Annotated in this window: 13 protein-coding genes; 4 read left to right on the top strand and 9 right to left on the bottom strand. The window is 66.2% G+C overall.

Annotated features, from left to right (window positions below; translation table 11 throughout):
* Positions 1-77: 77 nt before the first annotated feature.
* The gene (locus JFU57_RS30490) at positions 78-1,082 is read left to right on the top strand and encodes a GlxA family transcriptional regulator (protein WP_201131824.1); all 1,005 of its coding nucleotides are present in this window, start codon (positions 78-80) and stop codon (positions 1,080-1,082) included.
* Entirely contained in the window at positions 1,072-1,500 is a 429-nt protein-coding gene (locus JFU57_RS30485; protein WP_201131823.1) for a hypothetical protein, read from the top strand. Before JFU57_RS30490 ends, JFU57_RS30485 begins: the two co-directional genes overlap by 11 nt.
* A 2-nt stretch (positions 1,501-1,502) precedes the next feature.
* Here JFU57_RS30485 and JFU57_RS30480 read toward each other — a convergent pair whose 3' ends face one another.
* The gene (locus JFU57_RS30480) at positions 1,503-3,941 is read right to left on the bottom strand and encodes an alpha/beta fold hydrolase (RefSeq protein ID WP_201131822.1); all 2,439 of its coding nucleotides are present in this window, start codon (positions 3,939-3,941) and stop codon (positions 1,503-1,505) included.
* 10 nt (positions 3,942-3,951) lie between these two features.
* The gene (locus JFU57_RS30475; RefSeq protein WP_201131821.1) at positions 3,952-4,431 is read right to left on the bottom strand and encodes a hypothetical protein; all 480 of its coding nucleotides are present in this window, start codon (positions 4,429-4,431) and stop codon (positions 3,952-3,954) included.
* Positions 4,432-4,618: 187 nt separating this feature from the next.
* On the opposite strand from JFU57_RS30475, the gene JFU57_RS30470 reads away from it, so the two are divergent.
* Positions 4,619-5,206 carry a hypothetical protein gene (locus JFU57_RS30470; protein WP_078473849.1) on the top strand — a complete coding sequence of 196 codons (588 nt, stop codon included), beginning with the start codon at positions 4,619-4,621 and terminating at the stop codon, positions 5,204-5,206.
* Between the two features lie 9 nt (positions 5,207-5,215).
* Here the strand turns inward: JFU57_RS30470 and JFU57_RS30465 are convergent, their stop codons facing one another.
* From JFU57_RS30465 to JFU57_RS30435, 7 genes are all read right to left on the bottom strand, one after another.
* Positions 5,216-5,602: a hypothetical protein gene (locus JFU57_RS30465; protein ID WP_078473848.1), complete on the bottom strand. Its 387-nt coding sequence runs from the start codon at positions 5,600-5,602 to the stop codon at positions 5,216-5,218.
* A gap of 33 nt (positions 5,603-5,635) precedes the next feature.
* A complete protein-coding gene (locus JFU57_RS30460) occupies positions 5,636-6,112 on the bottom strand; it encodes a cysteine hydrolase family protein (RefSeq protein WP_078473847.1) in 477 nt (158 codons plus the stop codon).
* A 34-nt stretch (positions 6,113-6,146) separates the two neighbouring features.
* The gene (locus JFU57_RS30455; RefSeq protein WP_201131820.1) at positions 6,147-6,911 is read right to left on the bottom strand and encodes a hypothetical protein; all 765 of its coding nucleotides are present in this window, start codon (positions 6,909-6,911) and stop codon (positions 6,147-6,149) included.
* Between the two features lie 143 nt (positions 6,912-7,054).
* Positions 7,055-7,504 (bottom strand): hypothetical protein, encoded by a 450-nt coding sequence (locus JFU57_RS30450; protein WP_078473845.1) that lies wholly within the window; start codon positions 7,502-7,504, stop codon positions 7,055-7,057.
* Positions 7,505-7,697: 193 nt separating this feature from the next.
* Positions 7,698-9,539, bottom strand: a complete 1,842-nt coding sequence (locus JFU57_RS30445) for a glycoside hydrolase family 15 protein (RefSeq protein WP_201131819.1) — start codon at positions 9,537-9,539, stop codon at positions 7,698-7,700.
* The gene (locus tag JFU57_RS30440; RefSeq protein ID WP_078473843.1) at positions 9,532-10,344 is read right to left on the bottom strand and encodes a glucose 1-dehydrogenase; all 813 of its coding nucleotides are present in this window, start codon (positions 10,342-10,344) and stop codon (positions 9,532-9,534) included. Before JFU57_RS30440 ends, JFU57_RS30445 begins: the two co-directional genes overlap by 8 nt.
* Positions 10,345-10,453: 109 nt before the next feature.
* Complete coding sequence (locus tag JFU57_RS30435) at positions 10,454-11,071, bottom strand: TetR/AcrR family transcriptional regulator (protein WP_201131818.1); 618 nt, start codon at positions 11,069-11,071, stop codon at positions 10,454-10,456.
* A gap of 137 nt (positions 11,072-11,208) precedes the next feature.
* Between JFU57_RS30435 and JFU57_RS30430 the strand changes: the two genes are divergently transcribed.
* Positions 11,209-12,402, top strand: a complete 1,194-nt coding sequence (locus tag JFU57_RS30430) for an MFS transporter (RefSeq protein ID WP_078473841.1) — start codon at positions 11,209-11,211, stop codon at positions 12,400-12,402.
* The last annotated feature ends 39 nt before the right edge of the window (positions 12,403-12,441 follow it).

Raw genomic sequence — 12,441 nt, 5'->3', positions numbered from 1 at the left:
CGAAACGGGTGGACGTCCTCACTCTATTCCCCTAGGCTTTGGCGCATCCGCCAAGATGCCCACGATTTACGCCAATCATGCCTACTGCTGCCAAAACCGTGTATGTGCTGGCCTTCGCCAACGCCCAGGTGCTCGATGTGACCGGGCCGCTGCAAGTGTTTGCCTCGGCCAATGACCTGCTGCGCCAGCAGGGTCTGCCTGTGCCCTATGTGGCGACGGTGATCGCCGATCCGGGCGGGCCGGTGCCGACTTCGGCCGGGCTGGCGCTGCTGGCCGAGCCCTTGCCGGCGCCGGACGCGCCGTCCGACACCCTGATCATTTCCGGTGGCTGGGGCGTCTACGCCGCTGCCCGGGAGCCGCACCTGGTGCAATGGGTGGCGCAGCAGGCCGGGCGTTCGCGGCGGGTGGCGTCGGTCTGCACCGGGGCGTTTCTGCTGGCGGCCAGTGGTTGGCTCGATGGCCGGCGAGTGGTGACCCACTGGACCCGCTGCGAGCAACTGGCACGGGAATATCCGCAACTGCAGGTCGAGGCCAACCCTATTTTCATCAATGACGGCGCGGTCTGGACCTCGGCCGGGGTCACCGCCGGCATCGACCTGGCCCTGGCTCTGGTCGAGCAGGACTTGGGCCGTGGGGTGGCCCTGGAAGTGGCGCGGCACCTGGTGGTGTTTCTCAAGCGCCCCGGTGGCCAGTCGCAGTTCAGCGTGACCCTGGCCCTGCAGCAGGACGGCAATCGTTTCGACGACCTGCATGCCTGGATCGCCGAGAACCTGGCCATGGACCTGGGTATCCCGACCCTGGCCTTGCAGGCCGGCATGAGCGAGCGCAGCTTTGTGCGCCACTACCGTGCGGACACCGGGCAGACCCCGGCCCGGGCCGTGGAGCTGATCCGGATCGAGACCGCCCGCCGGCTGTTGGCCGATACCACCCTGGCGATCAAGCGCATTGCCGCGCAGTGCGGGTTTGGCAGTGAAGAAACCCTGCGCCGCGGCTTTCTGCGGGCCATGGGCGTGACGCCGCAGGCTTACCGGGAGCGTTTCAGCGCCCATGAACTCAAGGAACAAACCTCTGATGTCGTTTGATGATCACGCTGCAACCGCCCCGCCAGGCCCCGCCAGCGAGCCGCCGCTAAATCTGACCTGGACCCTGGTGATGCTGGCGATTCAACTGTCGATCCTGTTCTGGTACGTGGCCAAGCCCGATGTCACGGTGCATTACTCGGCACAGGGCACGCGCACCCTGAGCTACGTGCTGAACGTCCAGCACAGCATCTACCGTGGCCGGATCGAGCCCGGAGAAAGCACGGGGGACAGTGGGCATATCTTCCCCGATGCCGACTTCTTCATGCAGTTCGACTGGTGGTCCAAGGACAGCCGCGACTGTGTGGAGATCAACCCCAAGTGGCCAGAGACCCATCTCTATATCGATGCCAACGGCGAGCTGGATCGGCGTCCTGAAAGCGGCACCGATGTAGACCGCTTGTCACCCTGCAACGGCTGAGTTCAGCCCTGCACCAGGCTCAACTCGCCGTCGCGGTACAGCACTTCACGGCCGACCCAGGCCGGGTCGACCTGGGGTAGCACCGCCGAGGGTTTGCGCAGTTCGCGCAGCAAGGTCGAGCCGTGGGACAGGCGTCCGCCCATGCGCGCGATCACCGCGCGTGCCGCTTGATAATGCGCGTGGCGCCCAGGGTCCAGGGTGTCTTCGAGCAGGATGTCGACGCCGAGCACCCCTTGCACCTGCCCCGGGTAAATCATGAAGCCGCTGGCCTGTTCGCTGCCTTCGCGGCCGTCCTGCCAGAAGCTGCCGTCGCGGCTGCGGACCTCGGCGTGGGGCGCAAACCAGTGGTCACGCTCGGCCTCGGGCATGGCGTGGTGCAGGCGGAAAAAGATCCGCATCAGGTTGTCGCGGTACCACTCGCGAACTTGCAGGTAGTACCCGCGCATCCCCGGCAGCCCCAGGCGATGGGCCATCCCGACTGCCCTTGGCCAGGCCGGCAGCGCCTGCAACGGCAGGTCGCTGCAGGCAGGGCGCGGGGTGCCGGGGTCGGTTTCCCAGGGCAGGCGGTGCGGGCTGTGCTCCAGGTTGCCGTAGGCGGTGGGCGGGCGCCCCAGCAGATCGCCGCCGCTGCTGGCCAGGGCCGTGGCGATGCAGAGGTTGCCCTGGACCACAAACACATAAAAACGGCTGAACCAATCCGCCAGTTGCTGGCCATCGGCGCCGGCCGCGTGCAGTTCGTGCAGTTCCTGGTCGAAGCGGCGCAGGCCGCTTTCCAGGTGCAGCAGCTGGCCCCGGGCGATGCGTTGCATGCGCCAGAACAGCGGCAGCGAGCGCAGCAAGCGCGCCGGGCGCCACGGCAGGTGCGGGGTGGCGCCGCCGACCTCGCCGGCATAGCTGGCCGAGGACACGCCCCAGTCGGCCAGGCGTGCGAGGAACAGATCATTGTTGATGTAGGACGCGCCGCCAAACACGGCGGTGAACGGCTCATTGTCTTCGAGGATCCGCGAATCCCAGCGCGCCATGACTGCCGGAATGCTCGCCGCCGCTCGCCGTTGCCCGTACTCCACAAAGCGGCTGGGCTGGGGCGGCAGGATCTCGGCGATATTGGCGGCGGTCAGGTGCCGGCGCCAGCCGTAATCACTGATCGGCCGGTATTGCAGGAGCCACAGTTGCGCGCCGTCCCAGGCCCATTCGACATCGCCGGGCACGTAGTGGAAGGTTTTCAGCACGCCCTGCAAAAAGTCCCAGAGCATTTCGCTGCTCAAGCCATGGGCGGTCGGGAACTGACCGCTGGCCCAGGCGGCTCCGAGCCGCGACAGGACCGCCCGTTCAGGGCTGGACTGGCCGTCAGCCAAGGCCTCCAGATGGCCTTCAACCCACTCCAGCTCCACCCCCAGGTGCCTGACAAAGGCGATGCCCGACAGGGTCGGGGTGATAAAACGCTGCACCACCACTTCCTCGACACCGGCCGCCCGCAGCGCATCGATGCGCGCCGGCACTGTGCTGGCCGGCTCACGCAGGTAGGTGGTGCTGAGGCCGGCATTGGCGGCGTCGGCCTGGTCTTCGCCATAGCTTGAGGAGCGCACCGCCCACGTGGCGTCGGGCTGGCTGGCGAGCAGCGCGGGCAGGCGCGGGTCGTCGCTGCTGTCCAGGGACAGGGCGCTGGGCACCGCTTGTCCGGCCAGCTCGGCCAGGCGCAGGCGGCCGCCCTTGGTGTGGGCGACAAACCCCGGCTCGGCGCCTTCCAGCCAGGCGGCGAACTCGGCCGGGGCATCGATCCACGGGTAATGGCCCCAGCCCGGCTTGAGGCTGATACGCAAGTCGGCCCGGGCCAGGATCGCCGACCAGGCCGCGGCCTGGGCAATGCCCAGCATCCGGTCCTGATCGCCCCACACCAACTCCACCGGGTCCTTGATCCACTCCAGCAACGGCAGCGCGGTGTCGGCCCGCAGTTGCTCCCACAACGGCACAAAGGCCCGGCAGCGGGCGTAGCCCTGGCCCATGCGGCGGTACTGCGCCGGGCTCCAGGGTTGGGCTGAAAACTTGTGGGCGAACCACGCGGGCCTGCGGCTCAGGGCCTGATGGATCAGGCTGCGAATCGGCAGGGGCGCCATCAGCGCCGGCAACCGCCGTTGCCAGAGAAACGCCCCCACCGGCGCCAGCAGCACACTGCGCGCGAAGTGCCCCGGACGGCGCGCCAGGGCGTGCAGCACAATCAGCGCATTGACCCCGACCGCCATGATCGCCTGCCCAGGCTCAGTCAGCGCCAGCAACGCCTCGGCGTAGGCTGACAGGTCGGTGCAGGGCGGTTGCGGGTTGTCGCCAAAACCTGGCAGCTCCAGGGCGTGCACCCGGTAGCGGGCAAAGTGCGGCACGGCGTCGTCCCACCAATCGGCGGCGCTGCCATTGCCGGCCAGCAGGTACAGCAGGGGCTTTTCCATCAGGGTTCCTTCAGGCACGCGGGGCGGCCCCGGGGTGGCGGCGGTCATGGACAAACAACCACAGCAGCGGCGGCAATAACGTCAGCAGGGCCACGCTGTCGAAGGCCAGGTGCGACCCCATCTGCACCTGGATCGAGACCCAGATGTCCTGGGGCGCCCAGAGCAGGATCCCGGCCATCAACCAGGCCCAGGCGTTGGCGTGGTGCAGGCGGTCACCCAGGCGCACCAGGGCCAGCAGGTACAGCGCGTAGCTTTGCAGGGTGGCGCCGAACAGCGCCAGCCACCAGACCTGCTGCGCCCGCGCGGCAGGCGGTGCGGCCTGGCCCCAGAACAGCTGTTCGATGCTTTGCAGGTAATCGGTAAAGAGTCCGCTGTTGCCGGCCCAGGTCAGCAGCACGCCGGCCATCAGGTGGACCAGCGCCGCGGCATACAACCAGAGCACCAGGGCGCGACGCAGGCCGGGCTGCGGCGAAGAAGAGGGGGGCAACATTCCATGTCCTGTCGGGAGGCGTCGAGGCGGGGAGTGTAACGATTTTTAGCGGGCCTGCGTGGCGTCGATGGGCTCCTGGCCACTGGGCAGGGGCCGTCCCGCCAAGCTGCCATTGTCCTCGGCGGACGGTTAGAATCGCCGACGTTGCCGCGCCGGCCCGGCGTGGCGCCACAACCAGGGAAGATCGATGTCACGTGCGTCACTGTTGCAACCTTTCACCGTCCTGCTGCTGGTGCTGCTCGCCGGATGCGCCGGCCAGCCCCAGCCGCTGCCGGACACCCCGCACCGCACGCAATTGATCGGGCAGATCGTCGCCAAGTCGGGCATGGTCCGCACCCTCGATTCCCTTAAACAGGCCCCCCCGGCCAAGCCCCTGCCCAGCGTCGACGAGCTGATTGCCGAGCGTAAGCAACTGATGGGCTTCCTGCTGCCGGACGCCTACTGGGCGCTGTACCGCGACAACCTGGAGCAGTTCAAACTGGAGATGGCCGAGGTCAAAGTCAAGTCGCTCACCGAGTACAAACGCCTGTACCGCACGCAGCTGGTCAAGGCCAGCGACAGCCAGCTCGAGACCCTGGCCACCGCGCCGGACATGGAAGCCACCCCGGTGTTCAAGAAAGTCCTGGGCAGCGACATGGACATCACCCTGCTGTACTTCGACATGGTCAGGGTCGAAACCGTGGTTGCCGTACAGAGGCACCTTAAGCGCATGGCCCAGATGGACGTGCAATACGACGTCTGCTCGCGCTACAAGGCCTGCTGGAACCCGCGCTGAGCAAGGCCTTCAGGCTTCATGCAAACCGTCGGCGTCGCGCCAGTACAGCGTCGACTCGTACTGAAAGGACAGGATGAAGCAACTGTCGCACTGCTCGCTGATGTGCCAGGCCAGGCGCCGCAATTCTTCCATCGCCGAGTGCTCGGGATGCTCCGGGCCCTGGATGCGCAAATAGGCGCGCAAGGCCACGGCAAACTCGCAGCCCCTGCGGTCCTCGGCGTACAGCTGCTGATCGGTGCCGGCCGCGCTGCTTTCAATGTGCATCCCGGATGGCAGGGCCGCCCATAGCCCATCCGCTTGTGGCTGCACCTCGGCCCCCGCGAAGCCTTCGAGGATTCGCCGCAGCAGGGCGTGGTTCAAGCGACTGTCGGCTTCAAGGTGCAGGTCGAGTGCCATTAGGCCTCCGGGGTTGACGACGACGGTGCCGGCCTAGGCGTGCGGTTGCAGCAGCTCGGCGCGGGTGATCAGGTGCTTGAAGTGGTGCTGCCAGAGCCGTATCCCCAGCTGCCCGCTGCGGTCCAGGGACGAGCCCAGGGTCAGGTCAGTGATCAGGGTCGGTTGCAGGCCGGCATCGAACAGCGCGAAGCCGGCGGCCAATACGCAGGTATCGGTCTGGATCCCGCACACCAGCACCCGCTGCGGCGCCAGGCTGTGCAGGTAGTGCAGGGTCTCGGCGGTCGGCGCATAGCCGTGCTTGATAAACACCTTGTCGGCGGCCACCAGGCTTTCGTCATCGGGCGCCGGCTGCCAGCCCAGTTGCCGGGCAAAGGGCGTGCGGCTTTCATCGTGGCGTTCGACCGTGGCCACCGAGGGCATGCGCCCCAGCAACTGTTCGATACCGCTGACCAGCCACTGCGGCGGGTTGAAAGAGGGCTGTACATCGACGATCAATAACACCTGATCCATGGGCACCTCGGGTGGTGTGGAAACGGGGGGCTGCCTAGCGGTATCGGCCTTCGACCCGGTATATGGTCAGGCGCTGTTTTTCAGTCAGCCAGAGAAAATTCGAATGCTCGTCGTACTGGCGCACCAAGCCGTCGTAGGCCTCCATCGCCTCGCGCCCCGGCCACCAGTTGAACGCGTCGCAGTAGGGGCCGGAGGCGCGCATCAGCATGGCCAGGGCAATGTCGAACGCCTTCAGCGTGATATAGCCACCGTGCAGATCGATGAGTTCCCTGGGCGTGAGGTTTTCAACCAGCCGCGCGTGCATGCCTTGATCGGTGTGCACGATGAAATAGTCGCCCAAGGGCGAATACGGCACCTCATCGGTGCAGTCCTTTTCCACCTTGTTGAAGTCGGACAGGGTAAAGCTGCCGTGCACGAAATCCGACAGCGGCGCATAGGACTTCTCATATTCACCGGTCCAGCCCAGGTTGGCGGCGGACATCATCTTCTGCACGCCCGGGCATTGGCCCTTGGAAAAACGCTCGAGGCGGTTCTCGAAATCATCCGCCAGCCAGGCAAAACGCGTGGCCAGGTCGAGGGCCGTGCGCAGGGTGGCCATGGCGGGGCGGATCAGCCCCAGCTTCAACACATGTTCCAGGGTCTGCAGCAGTTCGAGCTGGAACTCGGCGCAGCGCTTGAACACCAGGTCGGCCTGTTCGTGAATCCCCAGGCACTCGGCGGTGCCTTCGGTATGGGCCGCCAGAAACAGCATTTTTCGACTGGCCGAAAAGTACGGGTTGATATCGATCTTTACATCCAAAACCACGGTCCTTGCTGCAAGGTTGCAGAACGCCTGGGGGCGCCCCTGTCGGTGTGCAGCAGGTTAAACAAGCGGCGCGAATCTGCAAGCGGGAAGGCGGGCAGATTCACACCGCGAGGGTGTTCAGACGATACGGCACCGACTCAGTCAGTGGTTTCCAGCACCCGTGGCCGGCGATAGTTGCCGGTACTGATGCGCATGTAATACGGCTTGTCGGCGCGCAGCAGATGGGAGGTCGTCACCCCTGGCGCAAAGCCCTTGCCGCACAGGCCACTGCCCTGCGGGTCCTGGATCACGGTCATGTCCACCACGCCTGCCGGCAGGTAGAAGGTGGCGGTTTCTTCGGCGGCGAAGCGGCCGATGAGTGTGCTGTTGGCCTGCACACCCACGTAGCACCCCAGGCTGTTCATGCCTTCGTCGCGGGTGACCACGACCTTGACCAGGCCGGCGGCAGGCGCTTGGTAGGCGAGCAGGCGGTCCTGAGGGACAGGGTCGGCCTTGCTGTGGGAGACCGGGGCTGAGCGAACGAAGACCGTGCAGGCGGAGGTGGACAGCACAAGGGCTGCCAGGGCCAGGGAGCGGGCAAAATACATAGGGATTCCATTTCCAGGGAGGGACCGACCGCAGGCCTTGTGGACAAGGCCGTAAAAAAGCCACGCATAATATCAATATGATGGCCTTTGCGGTAGGCGACAGTGTTCGGAAGGGGCACAGGTGTGCCCACCGTCGACCTGGCGCTCAGCCCGTGGCGCGCGGAGCTGCGCTCGCCAGATCAGCCCGCGACGATCAAGGCTGCCACACGCTCTTTTCACCCCCCAGCTTGCGATCAAGAAAACTTGCGGCACTGATCAGCGCCAGGTGAGTCAGGGCCTGGGGCGTATTGCCCAGGTGCCGGCCATGGCTGTCGAACTCTTCGGCGTACAGCCCCAGCGGGTTGGCGTAGCGCAGCAGTTGCTCGAACTCCAGGTGCGCCTTGTCGAGCTGGCCGGCGCGGGCCAGGCATTCGACGTACCAGAACGAGCAGGCGGCAAACGCGCCCTCGCTGCCGGCCAGGCCGTCGATCTGGCTGTCGTCGTTGCGGTAGCGGTAGACCATGCCGTCACGCACCAGGGACTTCTCGATGGCTTCCAGGGTCGACAGCCAGCGCGGGTCCTTGGCGCTGACAAACCGCACCAGGGGCATCAGCAGCATCGAGCCGTCCAGGGCGGTGCTGCCGATGTGCTGGACGAAATGCCCACGTTCCTCGTTCCAGAAGTTGCTCCAGATATCGTCGTAGATCGCCTGCCGCGTCTGGTCCCAGCGCGCAAAGGGCGCCGGCAGGGAACGCTTCGAAGCCAGGCGGATGGCGCGGTCCAGGGCCACCCAGCACATCAGCCGCGAATGCAGGAAGTGATGCTGCTCGCCGCGCATTTCCCAGATCCCCACATCCTGGCCCTGCCAGGTGTCGCAGACCTGATCCACAACTTGGACCGCGTGCTTCCAGCCCTGGTGGGAAATGGCTTCGCCGTACTTGTTGACCAGGTACACCGCGTCCATCAGCTCGCCGAAGATATCCAGCTGGATCTGTTCGTAAGCCTGGTTGCCGATGCGCACCGGCTGCGCATTGCCGTGGCCGGCCAGGTGCTTGAGCTCGGTCTCGGGCAACTCCTGCTGGCCGTCGATGCCGTACAGGATATTGAGCTTCATCGGCTGGCCATGGCAGTCGCTGACCCGCCCGCGCAACCAGCCCATATAAGCATTGGCCTCGGCGACGAAACCCAGGCGGATAAAGGCGTAGACGGTGAATGAGGCGTCGCGGATCCAGGTGTAGCGGTAATCCCAGTTGCGCTCGCCGCCGGGGGTTTCCGGCAGGCCGAAGGTGGCGGCCGCAAGGATCGCCCCGTGCTTGCGCGAGGTCAGCAGCTTGAGCGCCAGGGCCGAGCGGTGGACCATCTCGCGCCAGCGCCCGCGGTAGTTGGATTGGCCGATCCAGTCGCGCCAGAACTTTTGGGTGCGTTGCAGGCACAGGTCACTGGTGCCCACTGCGACCCGTGGGTCGTCGATGCCGCCGAGGATGAACTCGGCGCTCTGGTCCTGCTCCAGCACCCACTCGGCCACCGCGCTGTCGCCCTCCAGGCGCAGTGCCTGGCTGGCGACCAGGCGCAGGCCGGGCTGGCCGTCGGCCTCGAAACACACCGCGTCGGCGTCGACCCGGGCCCGGGTCTTGGCCCGGGCGTAGTCGTGGCGCACCGCACAGCGCATGCGCACGGTGGCCTGGCCGCTGACCACCCGCACCCGGCGAATCAGCAAAGGCAGATCATCTTCGCTGTCGCCCACCGGCAGCAGGTCGGTGACTTCCACCACCGCCCGCTCGCTCAGCCAGCGGGTTTGCAGAATGTTGGTGTCCGGCAGGTAGATCTGCTCGCGCCGGGCGTCGGCCAGGTCCGGGGCCAACTGGAAGATTCCGGCAGCGGGGGAGTCGAGCAGCGAGCAGAAGATCGACGGGCTGTCGAACTCCGGCCAGCAGAAGAAATCCACGCTGCCCTTGTCGTTGACCAGGGCCGCGCTGCGCATATCGCCGATGATGCCGTGGGCGTCGATCGGGCTTTGGCGTTCTGGATGCTGCCGTTCTGTATGAGACTCAGCCATTGCCACGCCCTTCTTCATAAAAGCCGGGATAGAGGCTCATGCCGCCATCGATAAACAGGGTGCTGCCCACGACATAGTCGGAAGCATCGGACGCCAGCCACACCACCGCATTCGCCACATCCTGGGCCTCGCCGATGCGCCCGTAGGGGATCAGCTTCAGCAGTTCCTGCCCGGCCTCGCCCTCGGTGGCCGTGCGGTTGATGGCGGTGCGGATCGCTCCGGGGGCAATGCCGTTGACCCGGATCCGCTGTTCGCTGACCTCCTGGGCCAGGCTGCGCATCAGCATCTCCACCCCGCCCTTGGAGGCGGCGTAATTCACATGGCCGGCCCAGGGAATCACCTGGTGCACCGAGCTCATGTGGATAATCTTGCCCGCCGCCCTGGACACCCCGGCACGTATGCCCTGGCGCTGGAAAATCCGCAGCGCCTCGCGGGCACACAGAAACTGCCCGGTGAGGTTGACCCCGATCACCTGGTTCCAGTCGTCGAGGGTCATTTCGGTCACCAGCGCGTCCCGTTGCAGGCCGGAATTGGCCACCAGGATATCGAGAAAGCCAAAGGCTTCGAGGGTCTTGGCGAACAGGTGCTCGACCTCGTCCTCCTTTGACACATCGGCGCCAATGGCCACGGCCCGGCCACCGCAGGCGTTGATATCGGCGGCGAGCTTTTGCGCGGGCTCGGGCTGGCTGTTGTAGTTCAGCACGACGCTGGCTCCGGCGGCCGCCAGCGCTGTGGCGGCCGCCGCACCGATACCGGAACTGGCGCCGGTGACCAGGGCCACTTGTCCATCGAGGGAGAGCTGCATGGGGCAATCCTTAACTCAGGGAGCGTGATTAGCTGACTGGTGAAGGTGGCCGGGAGTTCAGCAGGCGCGATAAATCCGTGGCGTGTTCAGGCGCTCACGGGTTTCAGGTTCAGGCTCCGGCAGCGGTTGCTGCCGCTGCATCGCTGCGCCGCAACCCGCGCAGCAACAGGTTCAGGCCACCCAGGCTTTGCTCGAGCTTTTGTGCCGGGTGCGCGGCATTGGCGATCCACAGCGCAGCTTCCACCAGGCTGCCGTTGATCAGGCGCGCCAGGGCCAGGGGCGCGACGGGCTCCACCACGCGGGCGTCTATCAATTGCTGGAGCAGGGCGCCGAGGGACTCGATGCACTGTTCTTCGCCGGCCTGGGCGCTGTCGGCCAGCACCGCCCGGGCATCCTGCAACAGGATGCGCTGGATTTCAGGCTCCAGGGCCATGTGCAGGTAGGCATGACAGCGCTCGCAGAACGCCTGCCAGGGGTCGGCCACCGTGCTGGAAATCGCCTCCAGGCGCTGGTCCATCTCGGCGTCGATCTGCGCCACCACCGCCGCCAGCAAGCCTTTTTTATCGCCGAAATGGTGGTACAGGGCACCCCGGGTCAGGCCGGCTTCGGCGGTCAGGTCGTCCATCGAGGTCTGGGCGTAACCCAGGCGGCCAAAGGCCTGGCGCGCGCTGGCCAGCAGCTTGGCACGGGTGGCTTCGATCATTTCAGCGCGGGGGCGGGGGCTCATGGCGGCTACTCATCTGGGCAATGGGGTTTGACATACGCCGCGTATGTTCGCATTATTTCTCACATACGCACCGTATGTATTTTTACTGCAGCTGCTGTTTATGGCAAGTTGCACGCCCCTGCCGAGGTTGAAAGTCCATGGTTAATCCTTACCGCGAGCTGTTCCACGCCCCGGGCTCTCGCGCCTTTGTCATCGCCGGGATGATCGCCCGCATGCCGATCTCCATGACCGGTATCGGCATCATCACCATGCTCTCCCAGCTCAAGGGCGGTTACGGCCTGGCCGGCGCGGTGGCCGCTACCTTCGCCCTGGCCACGGCGTTTTGTGCGCCCCAGGTGTCACGCATGGTCGACCGCTTTGGCCAGGGCCGGATCCTGCCGATCGCCGCCGGCGTCGGTGGCGGGGCGTTGCTGGCCCTGTTGCTGTGCACCCGCTTGCAGGCGCCGACCTGGACCCTGTTCCTGTTTGCCGCCCTGGCCGGCTGCATGCCGAGCATGTCGGCCATGGTCCGGGCGCGCTGGACCGAGCTGTACCGTGGCCAGCCGCTGTTGCAGACCGCCTATGCCCTGGAATCGGTGCTCGATGAACTGTGCTTTATCGTCGGCCCGCCGTTGTCGGTAGGGCTGTGCGTGGCGGTATTCCCCGAGGCCGGGCCGCTGGTGGCGCTGCTGGCCCTGGCCGTCGGCGTCACCGCGCTGGTGTTGCAACGCGCCACGGAACCGGCGGTGCACCCCCATACCGGTCCGCAGCAAGGTTCGATCATTCGCTCGGTGGAACTGCGCCTGCTGGTGCTGTTGATGGTCGCCATGGGCACCACTGCCGGGGTGGTGGACGTGGTCAGCGTGGCCTTTGCCCAGCAGCAGGGCCAGCCGGCGGCGGCGAGCATCGTGCTTTCGGTGTACGCCATCGGTTCATGCCTGGCCGGCATTGCCTTCGGCGCCTGGAAGCCGACCTTGCCCTTGCCCCGCCTGTTTATGTACGGCGGCATCGCCACCGCCGTCACCACCTTGCCGCTGCTGATCGTGAGCAATATTCCCGGGCTATCCCTGGCGGTATTTGTCGCCGGTCTGTTCTTCGCTCCGACCCTGATCGTGGCCATGGCCCTGGTGGAGAACATCGTGCCCCCGGCCAAACTCACCGAGGGCCTGACCTGGCTGGTCACCGGCCTGAGCATCGGCGTGGCCATCGGGGCCGCCAGCTCCGGCTGGCTCGCCGACCACTATGGCGCGCGCAGCGGTTTCTGGGTGGCCCTGGGCGCCGGGGCGGTGGTGTTGTGGACGGCGGTGCAGAGCTGTCGCCGCCTGAGCCGCGGGGCACCACAGCCGGACTAATTTGCGGTGACCTCAATCCGTTCTCTTTACACATAACTG

The sequence above is a fragment of the Pseudomonas sp. TH07 genome, from assembly GCF_016651285.1.
Taxonomy (GTDB): domain Bacteria; phylum Pseudomonadota; class Gammaproteobacteria; order Pseudomonadales; family Pseudomonadaceae; genus Aquipseudomonas.
Note: the sequence above shows the minus strand (reverse complement) of the source record. Positions and strands in the feature narration are given on the sequence as shown.